We start from the raw sequence: 22,821 nt of genomic DNA, 5'->3' as shown, positions 1-22,821 counted from the left end.
TGCGAGGGGGATTCGATCAGCCATGGCCAATTTCTCGAAATCGAACGTGCCGCAGTTCTCGGTGGACGTCTACCAGAACGAGTACCTGCCGGAGGGCGGCCGTGAGGTCAACGCGATCGTCACGGTGACCGCGACCGGCGGCGGCACCGTCGGCACCGCGGTCACCGCACCGCATCTGTACGCGCCCGGCCAGGGCCCGTCGGCCGCGGTGGCGATCATGGTGGACTGCTCCGGCTCGATGGACTACCCGCCGGCCAAGATGCGCAACGCGCGGGACGCCACCGCCGCCGCCGTCGACACCCTGCGCGACGGCGTGCAGTTCGCGGTGATCGGCGGGACGCACATCGCCAAGGAGGTCTACCCGGGCGGCGGGCGGCTCGCCGTGGCCGACGCCACCACCCGTGCGCAGGCCAAGCAGGCGCTGCGCCGGCTCAGCGCGGGCGGCGGCACCGCGATCGGCACCTGGCTGCGACTGGCCGACCGGCTGCTGTCCTCGGCCGAGACCGGCATCCGGCACGGCATCCTGCTCACCGACGGCCGCAACGAGCACGAGTCGCCGCAGGACCTCAAGGCCGCCCTCGACGACTGCGCGGGCCGGTTCACCTGTGACGCCCGCGGCGTGGGCACCGACTGGGAAGTGAAAGAAGTCACAGGGATCGCCTCCGCCCTGCTCGGCACCGCCGACATCGTCGCCGATCCGTCCGGTCTCGCCGCCGACTTCACGCAGATGATGGAGACGGCGATGGGCAAGGAGGTCGCGGACGTCGCGCTGCGCCTGTGGACCCCGGTCGGCACCACCATCAAGTTCGTCAAGCAGGTCGCGCCGACCGTCGAGCAGCTCACCGACCGCCGCACCGAGGCGGGCCCGCGCGCGGGCGACTACCCCACCGGTTCCTGGGGCGACGAGTCCCGCGACTACCACGTGTGCGTCGAGGTCCCGGCCGCCCACCTGGGCCAGGAGATGCTGGCCGCACGGGTCTCGCTGGTCGTGCCGCAGCCGGACGGATCGTTCCAGAACCTCGGGGCGCAGGGGCTCGTACGGGCCGTGTGGACCGACGACATGGCGGCCTCGACGTCGATCAATCCGCAGGTCGCGCACTACACGGGTCAGGCCGAACTGGCACAGGTCATCCAGCAGGGGCTGGACCTGCGCAAATCAGGTGATATGGATGGAGCGACGGCCAAACTGGGCCGTGCGGTCCAGCTCGCGAGCGTCTCGGGGAACGCCGATACTGCGAAACTGCTTGCGAAGGTGGTGGACGTGGTCGACGCCACGACAGGTACTGTGCGACTGAAGGCGAAGGTCGCGGAAGCCGACGAGATGACTCTCGAGACCCGGTCCACAAAGACTGTTCGTGTAAAGAAGTGACGTCAGACGACCACGAGGTCACCGAAGCGGTCACCGAAGGAGAGAGGGGGACGCGCCGACATGCCGACCTGCCCGAACGGACACCAGTCGGGTTCCGACGACTGGTGCGAGGTCTGCGGTCACCGCATGGCCGGTGCCGTACCCCCGCCCCCGCCACCCCCGCCGCCCACGAGCGGCTACGGCTTCCCGCCCCCGCAGAACACCCAGCCCGGCCGCGAGGCGGAGCTCTGCCCGCAGTGCCGTACGCCCCGTGAGGGCGGTGCGCCGTTCTGCGAGGAGTGCCGGTGGAACTTCCTCACCAACACGGCGACCTCGTACACCCCGGCCGCCCCGCGCCCGACGGCCCCCGGGCCGGGCGGGCCGGGCGGCCCCGGCGGGCGGTTCCAGGGTCCGCCGCCGTCCTTCGGCGGCAGCGACTCCTTCGACTACCAGAGCTCACGGCCCTCGCAGGTGAACCGGCCGGCCGAGCCGATCCCGCCCTTCGGCGGCGACCCGTCCCGGCCCTCGGGCCCCGGGGGGACGACCGGCGGCCCTGGCGCGTTCGGGCGTGAGCCGTCGGGCCCCGGTGGCCAGGGCGGTCCGGATGCCTTCGGGCGCGAGCCCGGGGTCACGTCCGGTGGTCCCGGCGCGTTCGGAAATCCTCCCGGTGGTCCCGGTGGACCCGGTGGTCCCGGGGCCTTCGGGCGCGAGCCCGGTGGTCAGGGCGGTCCGGGTGCGTTCGGGAATCCCCCGGGTGGTCCCGGTGGCGCGTTCGGACGTGAACCGTCCGGTCCCGGTGGACCCGGTGGTCCCGGGGCGTTCGGGCGGGAGCCCGGTGTCACCTCCCCCGGGCCCGGGGCGTACGGGAACGAGCCCGGTGGGCCGGGTGCGTTCGGGCGTGAACCGTCCGGTCCGTCCGGTCCGTCCGGTCCCGGTGGTCCGGCCGGCGGCCCCGGCGCGTTCGGACGCGAGCCCTCCGGTCCCGGTGGCCGGCCCTCCGCCGACCCCTTCGGGCGTGAGCCGTCGGGTCCGCCCGGGGATCCCTTCCGGCGTGAGCCCGCGGGTCCCGGTGGTCCCGGTGGCCCCTCCCCGTTCGGTGCCGACCCCTCGCGTCCCGGCCCGCCGCCCGGTCAGGGCGGTCCCGGTGGCCCCGGTGGCCCCGGGATACCGCAGGCCTTCCAGCCTCCCGGACCGGGTGGCCGGACGGCCCCGCCCGGATTCCCCCCGGACACCGGCCGGCCGCAGCCCGGCGGCCAGGGCTTCGGCGGCGCCGACGACGACTGGGTGATCTCCCCGCCCGGTCAGGGCCGGCGCCCCGGCGGCCAGGGCGGCGGTGGCTACGGCTACCCGCAGTCCGGCTCCACGCAGGCACCGCCCCCGCCCGGCGGTGGCTACGGCTACCCGCAGCCCGGTTCCACGCAGGCACCGCCCCCGCCCGGCCCTGCGTTCCCGCAGCAGCCGGCGACCTGGACGGCGACCATCGGCCCGGACCGCGCGTACTTCATGGCGATGATGCACCGCTCCGGCCCGGAGGCCGCGGGGCTCAACCTGCCCGCGTACTCGCCCGAGCAGCAGCGCACGCTCACCGGCAACCAGGTCACCATCGGCCGCCGTCGGCACTCCACCGGCGAGACCCCCGACATCGACCTGTCGGTGCCGCCGGAGGACCCGGGCGTCTCGCACCAGCACGCGGTCCTGGTGCAGCAGCCGGACGGCACCTGGGCAGTCGTCGACCAGAACTCGACGAACGGTACGACGGTCAACAACGGCGAGGAGCCGATCCAGCCGTTCGTCCCGGTACCGCTCCAGGACGGCGACCGGGTGCACGTGGGCGCCTGGACGACGATCACGATCCGCCGGGGCTGAGCACGGCCCGCGCGTCGGGGGCTACGGTTCGACGAGCCGCGCCCCCGACGAGCCCGGCAGGGGCCAGGCGTACGGCCCCTCCGGTTCGTCCAGCCACGCCCAGGCGTGCCGTACGCCGACCGTGACGCCGTAGCGCCGCCGGTCCGGGCGGCCCTCGCGCTCCCAGAGGGCGTACGCCTCCTGGGGTTCGAGGCTGCCCCGGGTGAGCGACAGCAGGAAGCGGAACAGGTCGCTCTCCGCGGCCGGGCGCGGCACCCCGCTCGGCACGGCCGGCTCGGCTGCCGGGCGGCTCGCCCCGCGCAGGGGCACGAAGTAGGCCGGGGTGTGCAGGAAGTGGCCCTCGGCATGCCCGGCGTCCCGTACCGTCAGCGCGACCAGGCCGGTGGCCAGCGGGGTCAGGATCAGCGCACCCGGCCGGCACTGGGCGATCCAGGCCCGCGGCACGGACCCGAGCCGGCAGGTCGCGATGATCCGGTCGAACGGCGCGCGCTCCGGCACCCCGCGCGCGCCGTCCCCGGTGACGACGGTCGGGTGGTGGCCTGCGGCGGCGAGATGGCGGCGCGCGGACTCGGTGATCTCCGGGTCCAGGTCGACGGTGGTGACGTGGTCCTCGCCGAGCCGGTACGACAGCAGCGCCGCGTTGTAGCCCGTACCCGCCCCGATCTCCAGCACCCGGTCGCCGGGCCCGACCCGCAGCTCGGCCAGCATCAGCGCCATCAGCGAGGGCTGGCTGCTGGAGGTGAGCAGCTCGCCGTCGCGCACCCGGGTGGCCAGTGGGGTGTCCTCGTAGGCGCCGCGCACCCAGCGCTCACGGGTGCGCGGGTCGGGACTCTCGCCCCAGCACCGCTCGAACCCGCCGGCGGCGCCGCTGACGTAGTAGTACGGCACGAAGAGGTGGCGCGGGACCGCCGCGAACGCCTCCCGCCAGCCCGGATCGGCGGCGAAGGCCCCGCTCGCCTCGACGGCCCGCACCATCGCGGCCCGCGCCGAGACGGCGAGGCCGTCGAGACCGCGGTGGAGCCCGGGCCCGCCCCTACGCCCACCCATGCGCCCGCCCATGCCTCCACTGTGCTGCGGAACGTACGGGGAGGCGAGCGGCCGGGGAGGCGAGCGGCCGGGGAAGCGAGCGGCCGGGGAGGCGGGCGGCCGGGGAGGCGAGGGCCCGGGAGGTCCGGGGTCCTGTCGGGCGGTCCTAAGCCTTCCGTCCTCGGTCCCCCCGTCTGAGACCATGGGGAGGTGAAAGAGATTCGGCGCGGCACGCTTCAGGAGCAGACCTTCTACGAGCAGGTCGGTGGGGAGGAGACCTTCCGCCGGCTGGTGCACCGTTTCTACCAGGGAGTGGCCGAGGACCCGCTGCTCAAGCCCATGTACCCCGAGGAGGACCTGGGCCCGGCGGAGGAGCGTCTCGCGCTGTTCCTGATGCAGTACTGGGGCGGCCCCACCACGTACAGCGAGAACCGCGGCCACCCGCGGCTGCGGATGCGGCACGCCCCGTTCGTGGTCGACCGGGCGGCGCACGACGCCTGGCTGAAGCACATGCGGGACGCGGTCGACGAGCTCGGGCTCTCCGAGGAGCACGAGGAGACGCTGTGGAGGTACCTGACGTACGCCGCCTCGTCCATGGTGAACGCGGCCGACTGAGGGTTCCCCTGCCGTAACCGGACAGAAATCCCGTAAGGGTATTGACGGGCTCCCGGCCCGCTGTCATGGTTACCCACATCGAGACATCAGATGTCTGACGTCAGATCTCCGGGCCACGACTGTACGGTGGCTCCAGACCCGCACCCCGCCCCGCCGGAGGCCCAACGATGTCGCTCTCCGAAGACCTCGCCGAACGTCTGCTCAGCGAGATCATCGACGGCACCTACCCGCCGGACGCCGCGCTCCCCCCGGAGGGCGAGCTCGCCGAGCAGGCCTCCGTCAGCCGGCTCACCGTCCGCGAGGCCGTGAAGCAGCTGCGCGCGCAGAACGTCGTACGGGTCGTACGGGGCCGTGGCACCTATGTGAACCCGCCGGACCGCTGGACCGCGCTGGAGCCGGTGGTGCGCGCCGCGTCCCACGCCTCCCACACCTCGCTCTCCGAGCGTCTGATCGAGGCCCGCCGCCTGATCGAGAACGGCGCCACCGAGCTGGCCGCGCTCCGCCGCGACGAGAGCGACCTCGCGGAGCTGCGGGAGCATCTCGCCGCCATGCGGGAGGCCGCCGACGAGCACGACACCGAGAAGTTCGTGCAGGCCGACATCGACTTCCACGCCACCGTCATGCGGGCCACGGGCAACCTGTTCGTCCCCCTCCTCTTCGAGCCCTTCGGCGCCCTCCTCGCCGAGGGCCGCCGCGAGACCTCCGCCGTGCCCCAGATCCGCGTCAACGCCATCGCCCACCACGAGCGGGTCCTGAGCGCCCTGGAGTCCGGCGACCCGGACAAGGCCCGCGAGGCGATGAACGCCCATATGCACCAGACGGCGACGGACTACCGCACCCACGTGCAGAAGCAGCCGTAACACCCGCCCCCGAAGCGGCGCGAGCGCCGACGCCGTAGCCGACCCCCAGCACAGGAACCGCCATGTCCCTACCCCGCCATGCCCTCCCCGAGCCCGAAATACTGGCAGATATCCCCCAGGCGAGGCCGGTGGCCCCCGCCGAGGTGGCCGCCCGGCTGACGACCGCCCCCCGCCTCGCCGTCCTCGACGACGACCCCACCGGCACCCAGACCGTCAAGGACATCCCGGTCCTCACCACCTGGACGACCGACGACCTGCGCTGGGCCCTGCGCCAGGACAGCCCCGCCTTCTTCGTCCTCACCAACACCCGCAGCCTCTCCCCCCAGGACGCCACCGCCCGCAACCGCGAGATCGCCCGCGCCCTGCACGAGGCCTCGCTGGCCGAGGACGTCCCGTACGTCATCGCCTCCCGCGGCGACTCCACCCTGCGCGGCCACTTCCCCCTGGAGACGGACGTCCTCGCCGAGGAACTCGCCGCGACCGGCGCCGCCCCGGACGGCGTCGTCCTCGTCCCCGCGTACATCGAGGCGGGCCGGCTCACCGTCGACTCGGTCCACTGGATGCGCACCCCGGACGGCCTCCTGCCGGTCGGCGAGAGCGAGTTCGCCCGCGACGCCACCTTCGGCTACACCTCCTCCGCCCTGCCCGACTGGGTGGAGGAGAAGACCGGGGGCCGTGTCCCCGCCGACACGGTCCTCCGCATCACCCTCACCGACCTGCGCACCGGCGGCCCCGGCCACGTCGCCACGCTGCTCGCCGGCCTCCGCGACGGAGCCCCCGCGGTCGTCGACGCCGTCTGCGACGACGATCTGCGGGTCCTCGCCCTCGCCCTGGCCGAGGCGGAGGAGCAGGGCACGCGGCTGCTGCACCGGGTCGGCCCGTCCTTCGTCCGCGCCCGCGCCGGCCAGCCCGCCCACCCCCCGCTCACCGCCGCCGACCTCGCGCCCCTGCGCGCCGACGCGCCGCACGGGCTGATCGTGGTCGGTTCGCACGTGGGCCTCACCACCCGCCAGCTGGACCGGCTGCGCGAGACGACGACGGACCTCGCCGAGTTCGAACTCGACGTCACCCGGCTCCTCGACCCCGCCCGCCGCGACCGGCACATCCGCGAGACCGCCGAGGCCGCCGCGACCGCGATGGCCACCGCCGACACGGTCGTCCGCACCAGCCGCACGGTCGTCACCGCCACCGACCCGGAGGAGAGCCTCGCCCTCTCGCGCAGCGTCTCGGCCGCGCTGGTGGAGACGGTCCGGCTGATCACCGCGGCCCGCCGCCCCGCGTTCGTCGTCGCCAAGGGCGGCATCACCTCCAGCGACACCGCCACCCACGGCCTGGAGATCCGCCGCGCCTGGGCCCGGGGCACCCTGCTGCCCGGCATCGTCTCGCTCTGGCAGCCCGTCGACGGCCCCGCCGCCGGCATCCCCTACATCGTGTTCGCGGGCAACGTCGGCGGCGACGACGCCCTCGCCGACGCGCTCGCCCTGCTCAGGAGCGCCGCCCGGGCGAGGAGTGCCGCCCTGCCGAGGAGCGCCGCCCCATGCTGCTGACCGGCCCCGACGGCCTCAAGGCCCTCACCGCCGCCCACGACCACGGCCGCGCGCTGCCCGGCTTCGTCGCCTACAACCTGGAGACCGTCCAGGGGATCGTCGCCGCGGCCGAGGCACACCCCGGCCACCCGGTCCTGATCCAGGCAGGCTCCAGCCCCTTCCGGCACGCGGGCCGCGACCCCCTCATACGGCTCGCCCTCGACGCGGCGGCCGCCTCCTCCGCCCGCATCGGCGTCCACCTCGACCACAGCCGCGACCTCGACGAGATCACCGTCTGCCTGGAGGCCGGCTACACCTCCGTCATGGTCGACGGCTCCCACCTCCCCTTCGCCGAGAACATCGCCCTCACCAGGGAGGCGGTGCGCCGGGCCCGCGACCACGGCGCCTGGGTGGAGGCCGAGCTGGGCGCCCTGCCGGGCGACGAGGACGTCTCGACGAACGCGGCGGCCTGCGCGGCCGCGCTGACCGACCCGGCCCAGGCGGCCGAGTTCGTCGCCGCGACGGGGGTCGACGCGCTGGCGGTCGCGGTCGGCAACGTCCACGGCTTCACCGCCGAACCGGTCCGCCTCGACCTGGACCGGCTGTCCGCGATCCGCTCCACGGTCCCGGTGCCGTTGGTCCTGCACGGTGCCAGCGGCGTCCCGGAAGCCCAGCTGCGCGCGGCGCTCGCCCGGGGCGTCGCCAAGATCAACGTCAACGCGGAGCTCCGCCGGGCGTACCTCGACGCGATCTCCGCGGCGCTGCCCGCCGCGCTCCCCGGTTCGGACGCGGTGAGCGTGTGGTCGGCGGGCCGATCGGCTGTGGCTGAGGCAGCATCGCGAGTGATCAACGCGCTGAGCTGAGCCGAGCCGAGCCGTTCGTCTGCGGGCCTTCGTGGGCCGTCGTGGGCCGTTCGCGCAGTTCCCCGCCCCCCTAAAAGCAACCCGTACCCCCCGCTCCCCAGAAAGGCCCCACCCCCGATGACCCCCCGTCCCCGTACCGCAGTGATCGGTCTCGGTGCCATGGGCCTCCCCATGGCCACCCGACTGGCCGCGCACCTCCCCGTCACGGCCTACGACATCTCCGCCGACCGTCTCGACCAGCTCGCGGCAGCGAACGGCACCCCCGCCCCCACCCCCGCCGACGCCGCCCGCGCGGCGGACGTCGTGCTGCTCGCCGTACGCGACCAGGCCCAGGTCGACGCCGCCCTCTTCGGCACGGACGGCGTCGCCGGCACCCTCCGCGCCGGCGCCGTGGTCGTCCTCACCAGCACCGTCGGCCCCGAGCCCGCCCGCGCCACCGCGGCCCGCCTCGCCGAGCAGGGCGTCCTCACCGTCGACGCCCCGGTCAGCGGCGGCCCGGTCCGGGCCGGCGCCGGCGATCTGCTGATCGTCGTGGGAGCCGAGGACAAGGCCCTCGACCTGGCCCGCCCGGTCCTGGACCTGCTGGCGTCCACCCTCACGGTCGTGGGCGGCAAGCCCGGCGACGGCCAGTCCCTGAAGGCGATCAACCAGCTCCTCGCCGGCGTCCACATCGCCGCCGCCGCCGAGGCGATCGCGCTGGCCCGGGGACTCGGCCTCGACCCGGCCACCGTCGTGGAGAGCCTCCGGCACGGCGCCGCGGGCTCGTTCATGTTCGCCGACCGCGGCCCCCGCATGGTCGAGACGTACGCGAACGGCACCGCCCCCGAGGTGAAGTCCCGTCTCGACATCTTCGTGAAGGACATGGGCATCGTCACCGGCATCGCGAAGGACGCCCATGTGCCCGTCCCGCTCGCCTCCGCCGCCCAGCAGCTCTACCTCCTCGGCGAGGCCGCCGGCCTGGCCGCCCACGACGACTCCTCGGTCGTCACCGTTCTCTCCCCGAAGGCGCCCACCACCGGAGGCATCAGATGAGCCACACCACCCTCCTCCTCATCGCCGCGATCGGCGTCGCCACCCTGCTGCTGCTCATCCTGCGGGCCAAGGTGCAGCCGTTCGTCGCCCTGGTCGTCGTCTCCATCGGCGTCGCGCTGAGCGCTGGCGTCCCGGCCGCCGACCTGGTGAAGACCATCGAGGAGGGCATGGGCTCCACCCTCGGTCACATCGCCACGATCATCGCCCTGGGCGCGATGATCGGCCGGATCATCGAACTGTCCGGCGGCGCGGCCTCGTTCGCGCACTCCCTCATCGACCGGTTCGGCTCCAAGCGCACCCCCCTCGCGCTCACGGTCGCCGGTTTCGTCCTCGGCATCCCGGTCTTCTTCGAGGTCGGCCTGATCATCCTGATGCCGATCGCGTACGGCGTCGCCCGCGCCTCCCGCAAGCCGCTCCTCGTGTACGCCCTCCCGATGGGCGCGGCGATGCTCACCGTGCACGCCTTCCTGCCGCCGCACCCCGGCGCGGTCGCCGTCACCCAGGCGATCGGCGCCGACCAGGGGCTGGTCCTGCTGCTGGGCATCCCGGTCACCGCGGTCGTGATCCTGCTCGGCCACCTGGTCTCGCGCCGGATGACCCGCCGTGAGTACCCGATGGACCCGGCGGTGTACGCGGAGGTGTACGGCGACGAGCCCACCGGCGGTCCGGCGTCCGGTGCTCCCGCGGTCCCCGCGGCGGACGACGGCCACGGCACCGCCGTCCTCACCCGGCCCGCCCCCGCCACGACCGCCGAGGCGGCCCCGGCCGCCCCGTCCTTCGCCATGGTCCTGGCCCTGATCGTCACCCCGATCCTGCTGATCCTGGCCGGCACCCTGGGCCAGAACCTCCTCGCCGAGGGCTCCACGCTCCGCGCGGTCCTCACCGTCCTCGGCGCACCGATGGTGGCGCTGCTGATCGACGTGGCGCTGTGCGCGTACCTGCTCGGCGCGCGCCGCGGGTGGGACCGTACGCACATCGCGAACGTGATGGGCTCCGCGCTGCCCTCCGTCGCCATGGTGATCCTGGTGGCGGGTGCGGGCGGCGTCTTCGGCAAGGTGCTGGTGGCCAGCGGCATCGGCGACGCGATCGCCGACGTCCTGGACCGGACCGGGCTGCCGGCGCTCTTCCTGGCCTTCCTCACCGCGCTCACCCTGCGCGCCGCCCAGGGTTCGACGACGGTCGCGCTGATCACGACGGCGGGCATCCTCACCCCGCTGCTCCAGCGCGCCGACCTGTCCACCGGCCAGCTCTCCCTGGTCGCGCTGGCGATGGGCGCGGGCGGTCTGGCCGTCTCGCACATCAACGACGCCGGCTACTGGATGTTCACCCGGCTGGCCGGCCTGGACGTGGCCACCGGACTGCGCACCTGGACGGTCCTGACGACCACGATGGGCGTCATCGGCTTCGGTCTGACGGCCGCGCTGTGGCCCCTGGTATGACGCCTGGTGTGACCGGGGCCGGGGCGCCGGACGTCAGCGGACGCTGACGTCCAGGGTGCCGAGCGCACCCGCACGCCGTACCGCGATCGAGCCGTACGGCGTGCGCAGCCGCAGCCAGGACCCGAACGAGAGCAGCGCCAGGTCACGCGCCCCGGCCGAGGGACGCAGGAACCCCAGGGACTGGGCCGCGTGCACGGCCCGTACCGGAAGCCCGGTCTCGCCGACCGTCCGGGACCAGATCTCCCGTCCGATCCGGTCGAGCGCGGCGCGGGTACGGCCCTCGGGGGCGAGTTCGCCGGTACGGCCGCGGAACTCGGCGACGGCCGCGCCGACCAGCTCCCGCAGCGCGTCGGGCGCCGGGAGTCCGGGCTCGGCGCGCCAGCCGCCGCGCGGCGGCAGGACACCGGCCCACGGCGGCCCGGTGACGGCGGACGGCACGGCGGCCGTGGCCGCGGTCTCGTCCACCGTCTCCAGCAGCTCGCCCGCGGACACGGTGGCGTCCAGGGTGACGTCGAGGCCGTCCTCGTACGGCTTGGCGAGGCGTACGGCGCGGATCGCGAGCACCTCGAAGGAGGGCGGCCGACCGAACACGGCCAGTGCCGTCCCGGCCGCCTGGAGGCGCACCGCGGCTCCACGGTCGTAGTGGAGCAGCCGGGAGAGGAAGGCCGCGAGGTCCGCCGCCTCCCCCTCGTCGGCGAGGTGCAGCACCGTCATGCGGCGACGGCCTCCTCGGCGTCGTCGCGGTACTCGTTGAGGAACTCGCGCTCCTCCGCCGTGATCCGGCGCGGTCGCTGGGCCGCGAAGTCGAACGGCACGATGACCGTCGACGCGGTGACGTAGACCTGGTCGCCGTCCTTCACCTCGTAGGTGATGGTGAAGGACGCCGCCCTTATCTCCGTGACCCACAGCTCGACGTCCACGGGCGTGTGCCGGTGGACGAGCTGACGCTTGTAGTCGATCTCGTGGCGCGCCACCACGGACCCCTGCTGGAAGTCCTTCTCCGGGCGGAACAGGAAGTCGATGCGGGCCTCCTCCAGATAGCGGAGGAACACCACGTTGTTGACGTGGCCGTACGCGTCCATGTCCGCCCAGCGCAGCGGGCAGCGGTAGATGTGCCGCAAGATCGATCAGCCCCGGGTCAGCTTCTTGTAGGTGGCACGGTGCGGACGTGCGGCGTCCGCACCCAGCCGCTCGATCTTGTTCTTCTCGTACGACTCGAAGTTGCCCTCGAACCAGAACCACTTGGACTCGCCCTCGTAGGCGAGGATGTGGGTGGCGACCCGGTCGAGGAACCACCGGTCGTGGGAGACGACCACGGCCGCACCCGGGAACTCCAGCAGCGCGTTCTCCAGGCTGCTGAGGGTCTCGACGTCCAGGTCGTTGGTCGGCTCGTCGAGGAGCAGCAGGTTGCCGCCCTGCTTGAGGGTGAGGGCGAGGTTGAGCCGGTTGCGCTCACCGCCGGAGAGAACGCCGGCGGGCTTCTGCTGGTCGGGGCCCTTGAAGCCGAACGCGGAGACATACGCGCGGGACGGCATCTCGACCTGACCGACGTTGATGTAGTCGAGCTCGTCACTCACGACGGCCCACAGCGACTTCTTGGGGTCGATGTTCTCGCGGCTCTGGTCGACGTACGAGATCTTGACGGTCTCGCCGACCTTGATGCTGCCGGAGTCCGGGGTCTCGAGGCCCTGGATCATCTTGAAGAGCGTGGTCTTGCCGGCGCCGTTCGGGCCGATGACGCCGACGATGCCGTTGCGCGGCAGTGTGAAGCTGAGGTCGTCGATGAGGACCTTCTCACCGAAGGCCTTGGAGAGGTTGCTGACCTCGACGACGATCGAACCGAGCCGCGGGCCCGGCGGGATCTGGATCTCCTCGAAGTCCAGCTTCCGCATCTTGTCGGCCTCGGCCGCCATCTCCTCGTACCGGGCGAGACGGGCCTTGGACTTGGCCTGACGCCCCTTGGCGTTGGACCGCACCCACTCGAGCTCTTCCTTCAGACGCTTCGCGCGCTTGGCGTCCTTCTGGCCCTCGACCTTGAGGCGGGTCGCCTTGGTGTCGAGGTAGGTGGAGTAGTTGCCCTCGTAGGGGTGGGCGCGACCGCGGTCGAGCTCCAGGATCCACTCGGCGACGTTGTCGAGGAAGTACCGGTCGTGGGTGACGGCGACGACGGTGCCGGGGTACTTCGCGAGGTGCTGCTCCAGCCACTGCACGGACTCGGCGTCCAGGTGGTTGGTGGGCTCGTCAAGGAGCAGCAGGTCGGGGGCCTCCAGCAGCAGCTTGCACAGCGCGACGCGGCGGCGCTCACCACCGGAGAGGTTGGTGACGGGCCAGTCGCCGGGCGGGCAGCCCAGGGCGTCCATGGCCTGCTCCAGCTGGGTGTCCAGGTCCCACGCGTTGGCGTGGTCGAGGTCCTCCTGGAGCTTGCCCATCTCGTCGAGGAGCGCGTCCGAGTAGTCGGTCGCCATCAGCTCGGCGACCTCGTTGAACCGCTTGAGCTTGCCCATGATCTCGGCGGCGCCGTCCTGCACGTTCTCCAGAACGGTCTTGGACTCGTCGAGCGGCGGCTCCTGGAGCAGCATGCCGACGCTGTAGCCGGGCGACAGGAACGCGTCACCGTTGGAGGGCTGCTCAAGCCCCGCCATGATCTTCAGAACGGTGGACTTACCGGCGCCGTTCGGGCCGACCACACCGATCTTCGCGCCGGGCAGGAAGCTCAGCGTTACGTCGTCAAGGATCACCTTGTCGCCGTGTGCCTTGCGCGTCTTGCGCATGGTGTAGATGTACTCAGCCAAGAGAAACCGTCCGGCAGCTTGAAATCTGGCAGTGGGCAGATACACCCCATCTTGCCCGAGGTCCATCCCTGGGTGTTAACCCGTTTGGTCAGGGACGTCTGACCTGGGGTTTCGGGGTCGACGGCTGGTACTCGTCTGTCACTGTCGGTCATCATCGAGTGACCTCGGGGGGCGTCGGACGGCCCAGGGACGGCCCAGGGCTGATCATTACGGCCCGGCCGGTCGGCCGACGGCAGCCACCCTCGATGCGGGCCGCCTGAACCTCAGCCGACGACAGCTGGCCACGATGACGGGTGCGCCGACTGATCAGGCGCGCGTGTGCCTCGCTGCACCCTCACTGGTCTCGGCCACGCTGCCATGACGTCGACTGGAGCAAGCCGCGCTGGCGGAAGCGTGGCGATGAGACCTTGGGCGATGACCTCTTCGTCCCGAACTCGGCTGGGTGGTCATTGAGGTCCAGCGAGCCGGTCAATCAACCGCTGACGGCTCTTGGCGGTCGGTTGCGGTCGTGGTGGTTGCTGTACTTCACTGCTGTACTGCAGCACTCACAGCAGCCGTTCCGCCTGGTCGTACTCGGCTGCTCTGAACGTGGGCCAATACGTGATCTGCGGCTGGGTTCGCTCGATCATTGCCAGAAGCGCCTCTCCGTGCAGGATGCGCACACCGATCTCTGTCCCATCGAGCCCCGCAAGGTTGTCGACCACATAGAGGTAGTAGCGCACCGGGTTCGCCCTGACAGCCTCCGCCTGCCGGTGTTCCAGCGGCAACGCTTCACTGCGCGCCGAGCGACTGAATGCCTTCACCTCGATCATGCGAGGGGAACTCTCGACGTCGTATGGGAGGCCCGAGGTGTGGACGTCCTTCGGGTCGCGGCCGGCGGCTCGCTCCAAGGCCATCACATGAGCGATCGCGGCCTGCTCCGTCTCCTTGTTCCCCACGACACCCCCTATGGTCAGTCGACCCATGGTGCCGTGAAGACCCTCAGCTTGGGAAGCTGAGTGGAAACAGTGCCGATTGAATCCCTGAGCTGCATGGATCGCTACTTCGGGGCCTCGGCGGGCACCGTCGCTGTCACCGTGGTTCCCCGCCGTTCCCCCTGTCTGGTGCGCTTGTGGTGCGGCGGAGCTCTGGACGTCCGGCCATAGGCAGAGAGGCGCGTACGAATGGGCGCAGTGCTCGTTGCACGCGCCGATCGCCTCGAAGTTCTGCCGTGCCTGCCAGTCGTCTTGTGGCGGTTGCTGGGGCTGGCCGTTGGCAGCTGTGGCTGCAAGGGAAGATATCGGGATGGTTGATCAGGTTCCTGCGGTGCCGGTAGGGGTGCTGACCGACCCGGCGCAGGCGTTTGCGCTGGTCGGTGGTGCCGAAGATGCCGAGCGGTTCACGTTCGGTGGCGCGACGGTCGTGATCGGTCTGGCGGGAACGGTGATCGTCACCGAGGCGGGTGACAGAGGCCCCGCCAGGAGTGGGGTGTGGAACGCGGATGAGGTCCGTCTGTTTGGTCCGGCGCCGGCACCGGTCACGAAACGACTCATGGGACGGACATGGACATGGGGCGCGGTTGACGAGGGGTTGCCCGTGCACCTCATGGTCCGTCTCGAGGAGGGCCTGCTGTACCTGGGTGTCAGTCGTACTGTCCAGGTCGGGACGGCTCTGCAGCCAGGCTGCACCGAATACGAACTCACCCGCTGCGTGGTGCGGCTCGAAGTGCCCCTGAGCCGGTCCCTGCTTGACCGGGTTCGTCCGCCGCTGCCTGCGGTGAATCTCCCGGGACTGGACTGGCTTCGGCACGTGAATGGCGACCGCGGGGCGGCGCTGGAGCAGTTCGTCACGGGCTGGTACCCCGTCACCAACGCTGTGGACACGCCGTCCACCAGACTGGCGTCGGCACCCATACCCGATGGTTTGAGACAGCTCTACCGGCTGGCCGTGCAGCGGCCGGCGGCTCTTGGAGTGCAGAACAGGATCTATCCCGAGTCGGACCTGCGCGCCGACGACCGTGGGGAAATGCTGGTTTTCGGTGTCGAGAACCAAGGAGGATTCGTCTGGTCACTCTTGTGGACGCTCGGCGGTGAGGAGACTGATCCGACCGTTTGGTTCTGCGACGACAGTGAAAGTCCGATCGCCGAACAGGAGCCGCTCAGTGGCTTCCTCCTTCAGTTCTCACTCTTCGAAGCCGCCATGCGCGCGGACTACCTGGCGCTGCCTCGCAACCTTGAACTCACAGCACAACAGGTTGACCAGCTCACCGAGCGGCTGGATCCGGTTCCGCTGCGCCCCTTCTGGCCCTGGAGCCCCACTCGCTTCTATGTGGCGCCAGGCCTCGTCATGCACGTCTGCGAAGCAGGCGATAGCAAGTTCGAGGCGTGGGCCGGGGCCACTCACCGCAGCGCTCTGGCCCTACTGGCTGATGCCACAGTCGAGTGGTCTCGCTTCGACGGATGACATCGCCGCTTTGCGTAGCCGCAGCAAAGTCGGTGAAGTCTCAATAAGCCCGCCCTGATCGCGACGGACCCTGACCAGGTCACATGGACAAGGTCCGTGGTGCTGCGCGGTGCCCACCAGCCACCGTACTTCTCTGTGGCACCCCGACGATCGGGCGCGATTGGGGGACGGACCTCTTCGTCCCGAAGCAACTTGGGTGGGCGTCCGGCCTTGGGCTGGGTGTGCTGCTCACCTGCGCCGATGGTCCGCTGACGTCCGCGCTCGTCCGCCGGTGTTCGTCGGCGTTGTCACGCAGTTAGACACTCACCGGGCACGGGTTCGTGTTCGCCCAAGCCTGGCTCTTGGTATGCCGCTAGGCGGGTCTTCCATTCCAGTCGTCCAGGTGGTCACGCGCTACGTCAAGGAACCTCGCGATCGCATTCGAAGCAGCTCCGACGGACGCTGCGACCTCGCGGTACCGGATCAAGGGGCCTTCCGTCATGATCACGAGATCGTCGCTGTCTACTGACATGAAGGGGCTGCTTTGGACCAGTCCGACGTAGCTCTCCAGATCACCCAGCGCGTTCCCGCACTTCTCAAGCACTGCATACGCCTCTTCAGCGACGACCTTTGGGCCGGCGAGTCGTACGCGGATCGCGGCATCACCCATCGGATCAAGTTGGGCCAAAAGGTCCTGCAGCGAGGGGATGGCGCCGTGACGCTCGCCTTCCCCGATGCTGCGGCTGTACGCCCCGACTGAGTTGGCTGCGTCTTGTATCTGACTTACCGACAGGCGAGCAGCCTTGGCGAACTCCTGATATGAGTCCATCCGTGTCTGTCGAACGGACATGCCGTAGGCATCGGCTCCTGATTTCGCGGCAGCACCCACGGATCCTCGGCTGGCGGAACGGGCGGCGGCAACGGTGGCCACCCCTCCCACCAGGGCGCCAGCCACGCCAGCAATGGCGGCGATGAATGCTGTGTTCATGGCCTCAGTGGCAAGTTGCATAGCTATCACAGGTCTGGCTCCAGTGCCCTGAGGTGCTCCTATGCGTGCGAAGCGCACGGTACAGCCGCACTCCGTTCCTTGTAGAGGGCGTGATCTCGCCACTCAGGCAAAGTGGGCGGCACGTTCTGATCCGTAGCTCTGGAGAGATCGGTCATTGGAGGTCATACGGGCTGCGGGGAGGGCCGTGAGGACCAGTGTCGGTCGCTGACGGTTGTTGGGGTTGCTGTACTTCGTTGCTGTACGGCAGCGAAGACGGCCAGGGCGGTTCACTGCGGCTGCTTAGCAGTACACGCGCCATTCCTCCTGCGGGACGTGGCCCTCCCACGCATCACAGACACGATCCGCCCACTCCCGGGCCACGAAGACCGGACGACTGAGCAGGATGTCGCCGGCACGCTGCGCACGGAGAACAACGCCAAGCGCGTCGGCGCCGAGGTCACCGTACTGCGAGCACCTGATCGCTCCATCCAGTCCCTGCCCGCTCACATAGTCAGCGAACTGATCGGCCAGCTTCGAGGGGACTTGCCCCACCAGACGCAGATCGCCGAGGGCGACCTGGGGCCCACGAAGCGCGTCGATAGCAACACTGGCGAGCGTCCCCGATGCCGCGAAGTAGGTCGTCACCGCGTGGCCCCGAGACGACGGCAGATGGAACATCGCCCACTCGCCCGGCACTTCCACACCAGGAAGCTCATTGCCCAGCGCAGCAACCACTTCATCTCGGCTCATCCCGAACCGGAGTGGTCCCACGCTCAGGAACGGCGCGAAAGACCACTGCTCCCGCTCCGACTCCTCAAACGCAACACCCGCCCGCTCCACAGATCCCCCTTACAGTGCAGTCGACCGAACGCACCTTACCCGCCAGTTCATCAGCGGTCGGCGCACACGCTTTCCAACTGTGGTGGTGGGGTCTTGGGCTGCGTCCAGGGGCGTTCACCTGCGTTCATGAGCGTCGGCCATCAGGGCGGGGAGGGCTCTGAGTCTCGTCTGAGCGGCCGTGAACGGCACTGAACGAGACGGGAACTGAGACGGAGCGGGGGCCGACCCTCACGCCCTGGTGGTGTCGGTCCCTCGTGCCATCATCCTCGCGTGTTGAAGATCCCCGGATATGAAGGTGGCCCTCTGGTCGAGGGTGGCGCCTACCTTGACGATCCGTTGTTCTGGCCCGTGCACCTCGGCACCTGTTTGCGCGGCGAGGACGCGCAACGAGCCGCTTTCGGAGCTGACTGGGACGCGGCCATGGAGCTCTACCGCGTGCTCTCCGCCGAGGAGGAGTGGCCGATGTTCAGTGTGCCCCTCCGCTCCGGCCACACCATCTACGTCATCTATCGCAACTTTGACGGAGACCGAGGGGTGGACTATCTGATACATCACCAGGCTTGGCCGGCAGCGGAAACCCTCGCTGTGGATGACGGTCATTTCATGGGCCCCGGCATGGCCTGGTCGGAGTTGCTGTCCGCTGCTCGACAGTCGTCAGCAAAGGGCGTTGACGATCCTGATGCCCGTCTTTTGCTGCTCTTCCCCACACTCGGCGACGCGCGACTTCCCGACGATGCAACCGTTGCCCTCACCACCGCGCTCAGCGCTCTCACCTTGATCGAGCAGCCCGCCGACGTGGCGAGCACGCTCCTTGAGAACCAGGGCCAATGGGCTCCCGCTTGCTGGAAACTGGCAGACGGCGTCTGGATCAACGACGGTGGACACTCCTACCGAAACCCCAGCAACGCTTTCGCTCTGCCTCACGGGCGCCTTCTGGAGATCAGTAGCGCGCTGCACGACGGAAGCTGAGCACCGCTTTAGGAGTTCGATCCCGGGCCGCTCTGGCTGTGGTCGTCGACTGGAGCGACGACCGGACAGGGGTGCTGGTGTGTGCCCCCGTCCGGCATCGATGATGTCAGCCGTTCATCAAATCCGGGTAGGGACAGAGTTCTAGTGGGGCGGTCGGACGGTCGGCCCACTTCCACCAGACGCGTTGGTTGGAGCAGCCCCAGACCACACGGCAGGTGCGGCGGTCGCCCTCTTCGCGGTGGCAGAGCGCCATCGCGCCGGCCTTCAACGGGCCACCGCACTGGGGACAGGTTGGTACGGACTCGGTCGGCATCCCCGCAACGTACCCCTTGGCTCCGGTGGCCAGAACCCTCGGCTTGGGAAGCTGCGGGCATTTGGGAGCGGTTCGTGCGTTGACCTGGGCGAACGGCCTGGGCGCTGACCCGTCGGCCGCGGCGACTTTCACTGTGGTTCCCCGCTGTTCCCCGCCTGATCTGGTGCGCTTGTGGTGCGGGGCTGAGGATCGATCTGGTGCAGCGTGGGGCGTAGCCGCCTACTCGTAGACAACTGCGGCACTCAGGGCACGAGCGAAGAGAGCCCAGTCGCCGTTGGGGGGCATTTCCTGGTCGAAGTTCCTGTACCAACCGGGGGAAGCGTCGATCCAGGCAGTCAGCGCATCCAGGAAGCGGTCCAGGGTGGCGTTCTCCCACTGCTCGCCACGCTCCACGAAGTCGTCCCGGAGCTGGGCGATGAAGGCCACCAGCTCTTCCCTGCTCGTGACTTCGTCCTCGGGGCGGCCGGGCGGTAGCTGCAGCATGGCGCCACCCTAGCCACCGCCTGAGGATTTTCGTCTATGGAGCCGCTGACCTGTGCTGGGCAGGATTTGCTTGCTTCGCTGCTGTTTTCCGGGCGTGAGCTTCGCGTCGCAGTCGGCGTTCGTAGTCCGCGATCTGGCGGGCTATGGGGACGCTGGTGGCAGTGTGGATCAACCGCTCGTTTTCACGGTCGACCAGGAAAGGACTGTTGCCCCCCAACCGAGGGCGCTGTCTGCTCTGACCGTCGCAGACTGCCCCCCAGTAGAAGATCCACCCGAACGGCAAGGTCTCCACGCGCAGGATCTGAAGGTCGTACGTGACGTGGCACCGCGCGTCGTCGATCTCGGCAAGCACCAGCCGGCGCGCGTCCTCCTCGGTCAGCATTATCCGATGATGGCATGGCACCTTCACGTGCTGGCTCGCGTACACCCACTCTGGGAGAGAGGCTGGGTGTTCCCGTAAAGAAGTGAGGCCGACATGGCGCGCGGCCAGTACATCGACCCGCGAGCGGCCCGGACGACTTTCCGGGAGTACACGGAACGCTGGCTCCCCGCACTCACGACGGACCTCACCAGTCGGGCCGCCGTGGAGGGACGGTTGCGGCTCCACGCCCTTCCCTACCTCGGCACCCGCCCTATCGGCTCCTTCCAGCCTGAGCACATCCGGGACTGGAACCGCCAGCTCGAAGAAGCCGTGTCCTCGGCCCAATACCGGCGCCTCATCTTCGACGCGGTCTCCTCCGTCCTCAACGCGGCCGTGGATGACCGTCTGCTGGCCTCGAACCCCTGCCGGGTGCGATCGGTCAAGGCTCCTCGTCCTGCACCGACACGCGTGCGCCCGTGGTCCGCAGACCAGGTCTTCGGCGTCCGGGCTGGGCTGCCTGAGCACTATCAGGCCATGGTCGACATCGGCGCCGGTTGCGGGCTGCGACAGGGGGAGATCTTCGGCCTGGCCGTCGACAACATCGGGGATCTCGGCTGGATCTACGTCCGGCAGCAGGTGAAGAAGGTACGCGGCACGCTCGTCTTCGCCCCGCCTAAGCGCGGCAAGCTCCGTGACGTCCCCCTCGACCCCGAGGTGTCGGCCGCGCTCCGCGACCACATGGAACGCTTCCCGCCCGTCGACGTGACCCTGCCCTGGCTGACTCCGACCGGGCCCAAGGTCACGCATCGCCTCGTCTTCACGAGCGCTATCGGTGCTGCCATCTGGAGCCAGGCCTTCAACGATCAGGCATGGAAGCCCGCTTTGGCCTCCGCCGACATCATCCCGTTCCCCGAGCAGGGGCAGCGGTACGCGGCCGCCCGCGAACACGGGATGCACGCCCTACGGCACTTCTACGCCTCGGTGCTCCTGGACGCCGGGGAGAACATCAAGGCTCTGAGCCTCTACCCCAGCCACAGCGATCCGGGGTTCACCCTCCGCGTGTACACGCACCTCATGCCGTCCAGCGAGACCCGGACCCGGAACGCCATCTCGGCGATGTACCGGGCTGCCGGTCACGCTCACGACGGCCCCGGTACGGCTGACGGCCCAGAGACGGCCCACGCCGCCTGACACGGCCCCTCATCGGCGACGAAACCGCTGGTGAGGGGTCTTTTTGTGCCCTCTCGCGGTAAGTAACACCCCATCTTGCCGGACGGCTACCCCTGGGGGGAAACCCGTTCGTGCGGGACCCTCTGATCTGGGGGTTCGTGGTTGACGGCCGGGGGTGCTCCGTCACTGCCGGTCGCCGCCCGCCGGCGGTCAGGGGCTCCTGGTGTCGTCCGTCCGCTCGCCCTCCGCCTGTGACGGCTCGGTCCTGGGGACGTCGGGGTGCCGCTCGACGGCCGCGCTCTCGGCCGCGTCGTCACGCTCGCCCTCGGCCTGGGAGGGCGTACGGGAGTACAGATAGCGGTCGTCGTCCGAGGCTCCGGTCTTCATGGTGGGCCTCCCTTGTCTGCTCGTCTCCCATGGTCCTCCGTAAGTTGTTAGGCGGCCCGGGAGGGCCGGGTGTGGCTGACGGTTCTCTGCCATCAGTGGCTTCGAAGGAGTGGCCGCCCGGTTCTCCGGGGCGCCCTGACTGCTGATTGAGATGTGCGCGCCTCGTGCGGTCGCTGATTACGGAGATGACAGCGGGGTGTTCCTCGGGCCGACGGCATGCCGAACGGCGCGAGGAGGGGCGAGTGAGCAAGCGAAGGGCCCAGGTCTGGGCCGGTGTCGACGCAGGCAAGGGCCACCACTGGGCGGCTGTGGTCGATGAGACCGGCGCCACGTTGTGGTCGAAGAAGATCGAGAACGATGAGTCGGTGATCCTGGCCGCGCTCGGCGAGATCCTCGAACTGGCGGACGAGGTTCACTGGGCGGTGGACATCTCCGGTACGTCCTCGGCTCTGCTGTTGGCCCTGCTCGCGGCCCACGGCCAGCGGGCCGTCTACGTGCCCGGCCGCACAGTCCACCGCATGTCGGGGGCCTACCGGGGTGAGGCGAAGACCGACGCCCGCGACGCCTACGTCATCGCCGAGACGGCCCGCCACCGCAACGACTTCGCCGCTATCGACGTGCCCGCCCAGCTGGCCGCCGACCTCGCGCTGCTGACCGCTCACCGCTCCGACCTGGTGGCCGACCGGGTTCGGATGATCAACCGGCTGCGCGACGTGCTGACCGGTGTCTTCCCCGCCCTGGAGCGGGCTTTCGACTACAGCTCCCACAAAGGCGCGCTGGTCCTGCTCACGGGCTACCAGACTCCGGCCGCCATCCGCGGCCGCGGCAGGGCGAGGCTGACGGCCTGGCTGGCGAACCGCAGCGTGCGCAGCGCGGACGAGGTCGCCGCGACCGCACTGGAGGCAGCTCAGGCCCAGCAGACCGCGCTGCCCGGAGAGGACGTCGCCGCGCAGATCGTGGCTGACCTGGCCGGGCAGATTCTGGCCCTGGACGAGCGGATGAAGCGGATCAACAAGCAGATCCGCGAGACGTTCCGCAGCCACCCGCAGGCAGGGATCATCGAGTCCCTGCCCGGCATGGGCCCGATACTCGGCGCCGAGTTCGTCGTCGCGGCCGGCGACCTGTCGGCCTACGCCGACGCCGGCCACCTGGCCTCGGCGGCCGGGCTTGTGCCCGTCCCGCGTGACTCCGGCCGCCGCAGCGGCAATCTGCACCGGCCCAACCGCTACAGCCGCCGCCTGCGCAGGGTCTTCTACATGTCCGCACAGACCAGCATCATCCGCGAGGGACCGAACCGGGACTTCTACCTCAAGAAGCGGGGCGAGGGCTGCATGCACGTCCAGGCTGTCATCGCCCTGTCCCGCCGCCGGGCGAGTGTGCTGTGGGCACTGCTGCGTGACGGACGGATCTTCACCTCCGCCCCACCGGTCACGCAGGCGGCTTGACTTCGTCATTGAGTAATCCGATCTCCGGACGGTGATACCCCAAAGGGGAGAAAATTGGCTCCGGTCGTCCGGCTGAC

Annotated in this window: 21 protein-coding genes and 1 pseudogene; 12 read left to right on the top strand and 10 right to left on the bottom strand. The window is 70.3% G+C overall.

The genetic code is table 11. The annotated features are described in order from the left end of the window. Positions 1-22 precede the first annotated feature (22 nt). Together ABZ490_RS39015 and ABZ490_RS39010 are read left to right on the top strand one after the other, a co-directional pair. On the top strand, positions 23-1,369 hold the full coding sequence (locus tag ABZ490_RS39015; RefSeq protein ID WP_359001690.1) for a VWA domain-containing protein: 1,347 nt from the start codon (positions 23-25) through the stop codon (positions 1,367-1,369). A 60-nt stretch (positions 1,370-1,429) separates the two neighbouring features. Then, positions 1,430-3,214 (top strand): FHA domain-containing protein, encoded by a 1,785-nt coding sequence (locus tag ABZ490_RS39010; RefSeq protein ID WP_359001687.1) that lies wholly within the window; start codon positions 1,430-1,432, stop codon positions 3,212-3,214. Between the two features lie 21 nt (positions 3,215-3,235). On the opposite strand, the gene ABZ490_RS39005 is transcribed toward ABZ490_RS39010, so the two are convergent. Next, positions 3,236-4,273 (bottom strand): methyltransferase domain-containing protein, encoded by a 1,038-nt coding sequence (locus tag ABZ490_RS39005; protein ID WP_359001684.1) that lies wholly within the window; start codon positions 4,271-4,273, stop codon positions 3,236-3,238. Between the two features lie 177 nt (positions 4,274-4,450). Between ABZ490_RS39005 and ABZ490_RS39000 the strand changes: the two genes are divergently transcribed. From ABZ490_RS39000 to ABZ490_RS38975, 6 genes are all read left to right on the top strand, one after another. Continuing rightward, positions 4,451-4,855, top strand: coding sequence for a globin (locus tag ABZ490_RS39000; protein ID WP_359001681.1), 405 nt, complete (start codon positions 4,451-4,453; stop codon positions 4,853-4,855). Positions 4,856-5,022: 167 nt separating this feature from the next. After that, the gene (locus tag ABZ490_RS38995) at positions 5,023-5,715 is read left to right on the top strand and encodes a FadR/GntR family transcriptional regulator (protein WP_359001678.1); all 693 of its coding nucleotides are present in this window, start codon (positions 5,023-5,025) and stop codon (positions 5,713-5,715) included. Positions 5,716-5,843: 128 nt separating this feature from the next. Further along, positions 5,844-7,262 (top strand): four-carbon acid sugar kinase family protein, encoded by a 1,419-nt coding sequence (locus ABZ490_RS38990; protein WP_359001675.1) that lies wholly within the window; start codon positions 5,844-5,846, stop codon positions 7,260-7,262. Continuing rightward, positions 7,253-8,104, top strand: a complete 852-nt coding sequence (locus ABZ490_RS38985; protein WP_359001672.1) for a class II fructose-bisphosphate aldolase — start codon at positions 7,253-7,255, stop codon at positions 8,102-8,104. Before ABZ490_RS38990 ends, ABZ490_RS38985 begins: the two co-directional genes overlap by 10 nt. Positions 8,105-8,221: 117 nt before the next feature. Beyond that, entirely contained in the window at positions 8,222-9,136 is a 915-nt protein-coding gene (locus tag ABZ490_RS38980; protein ID WP_359001669.1) for an NAD(P)-dependent oxidoreductase, read from the top strand. Next, positions 9,133-10,575, top strand: a complete 1,443-nt coding sequence (locus ABZ490_RS38975) for an SLC13 family permease (protein ID WP_359001666.1) — start codon at positions 9,133-9,135, stop codon at positions 10,573-10,575. Before ABZ490_RS38980 ends, ABZ490_RS38975 begins: the two co-directional genes overlap by 4 nt. A gap of 33 nt (positions 10,576-10,608) precedes the next feature. Here the strand turns inward: ABZ490_RS38975 and ABZ490_RS38970 are convergent, their stop codons facing one another. From ABZ490_RS38970 to ABZ490_RS38955, 4 genes are all read right to left on the bottom strand, one after another. Beyond that, positions 10,609-11,289: a hypothetical protein gene (locus ABZ490_RS38970; protein ID WP_359001663.1), complete on the bottom strand. Its 681-nt coding sequence runs from the start codon at positions 11,287-11,289 to the stop codon at positions 10,609-10,611. Beyond that, entirely contained in the window at positions 11,286-11,696 is a 411-nt protein-coding gene (locus ABZ490_RS38965) for a thioesterase family protein (RefSeq protein WP_359001660.1), read from the bottom strand. Before ABZ490_RS38965 ends, ABZ490_RS38970 begins: the two co-directional genes overlap by 4 nt. Before the next feature lie 6 nt (positions 11,697-11,702). Then, entirely contained in the window at positions 11,703-13,367 is a 1,665-nt protein-coding gene (gene ettA / locus ABZ490_RS38960) for an energy-dependent translational throttle protein EttA (protein WP_359001657.1), read from the bottom strand. A 545-nt stretch (positions 13,368-13,912) separates the two neighbouring features. After that, a complete protein-coding gene (locus ABZ490_RS38955) occupies positions 13,913-14,305 on the bottom strand; it encodes a DUF3883 domain-containing protein (protein ID WP_359001654.1) in 393 nt (130 codons plus the stop codon). A 346-nt stretch (positions 14,306-14,651) separates the two neighbouring features. On the opposite strand from ABZ490_RS38955, the gene ABZ490_RS38950 reads away from it, so the two are divergent. Continuing rightward, the gene (locus tag ABZ490_RS38950) at positions 14,652-15,809 is read left to right on the top strand and encodes a hypothetical protein (RefSeq protein WP_359001651.1); all 1,158 of its coding nucleotides are present in this window, start codon (positions 14,652-14,654) and stop codon (positions 15,807-15,809) included. Positions 15,810-16,161: 352 nt separating this feature from the next. Here ABZ490_RS38950 and ABZ490_RS38945 read toward each other — a convergent pair whose 3' ends face one another. Beyond that, positions 16,162-16,776, bottom strand: coding sequence for a hypothetical protein (locus ABZ490_RS38945; RefSeq protein ID WP_359001648.1), 615 nt, complete (start codon positions 16,774-16,776; stop codon positions 16,162-16,164). A 300-nt stretch (positions 16,777-17,076) separates the two neighbouring features. Continuing rightward, complete coding sequence (locus tag ABZ490_RS38940) at positions 17,077-17,616, bottom strand: hypothetical protein (RefSeq protein ID WP_359001646.1); 540 nt, start codon at positions 17,614-17,616, stop codon at positions 17,077-17,079. A 270-nt stretch (positions 17,617-17,886) separates the two neighbouring features. On the opposite strand from ABZ490_RS38940, the gene ABZ490_RS38935 reads away from it, so the two are divergent. Beyond that, complete coding sequence (locus ABZ490_RS38935; RefSeq protein ID WP_359001643.1) at positions 17,887-18,585, top strand: hypothetical protein; 699 nt, start codon at positions 17,887-17,889, stop codon at positions 18,583-18,585. Positions 18,586-19,117: 532 nt separating this feature from the next. Here the strand turns inward: ABZ490_RS38935 and ABZ490_RS38930 are convergent. Together ABZ490_RS38930 and ABZ490_RS38925 are read right to left on the bottom strand one after the other, a co-directional pair. Continuing rightward, positions 19,118-19,381 carry a hypothetical protein gene (locus ABZ490_RS38930; RefSeq protein ID WP_359001640.1) on the bottom strand — a complete coding sequence of 88 codons (264 nt, stop codon included), beginning with the start codon at positions 19,379-19,381 and terminating at the stop codon, positions 19,118-19,120. A 34-nt stretch (positions 19,382-19,415) separates the two neighbouring features. After that, positions 19,416-19,763: a hypothetical protein gene (locus ABZ490_RS38925; protein ID WP_359001637.1), complete on the bottom strand. Its 348-nt coding sequence runs from the start codon at positions 19,761-19,763 to the stop codon at positions 19,416-19,418. Between the two features lie 84 nt (positions 19,764-19,847). On the opposite strand from ABZ490_RS38925, the pseudogene ABZ490_RS38920 reads away from it, so the two are divergent. Continuing rightward, positions 19,848-20,933: pseudogene (locus tag ABZ490_RS38920) on the top strand (site-specific integrase); the annotation flags it as partial. A gap of 189 nt (positions 20,934-21,122) precedes the next feature. Here the strand turns inward: ABZ490_RS38920 and ABZ490_RS38915 are convergent. Then, positions 21,123-21,299: a hypothetical protein gene (locus tag ABZ490_RS38915; protein WP_359001634.1), complete on the bottom strand. Its 177-nt coding sequence runs from the start codon at positions 21,297-21,299 to the stop codon at positions 21,123-21,125. 242 nt (positions 21,300-21,541) lie between these two features. Here ABZ490_RS38915 and ABZ490_RS38910 point away from each other — a divergent pair, with 242 nt between their 5' ends. After that, complete coding sequence (locus ABZ490_RS38910; protein ID WP_359001631.1) at positions 21,542-22,744, top strand: IS110 family transposase; 1,203 nt, start codon at positions 21,542-21,544, stop codon at positions 22,742-22,744. Positions 22,745-22,821 lie beyond the last annotated feature (77 nt).

The organism is Streptomyces sp. NPDC005811 (assembly GCF_040630405.1).
Taxonomy (GTDB): domain Bacteria; phylum Actinomycetota; class Actinomycetes; order Streptomycetales; family Streptomycetaceae; genus Streptomyces.
The sequence above is the reverse complement of the archived record's forward strand: the minus strand, read 5'-3'. Positions and strand labels throughout refer to the sequence as shown.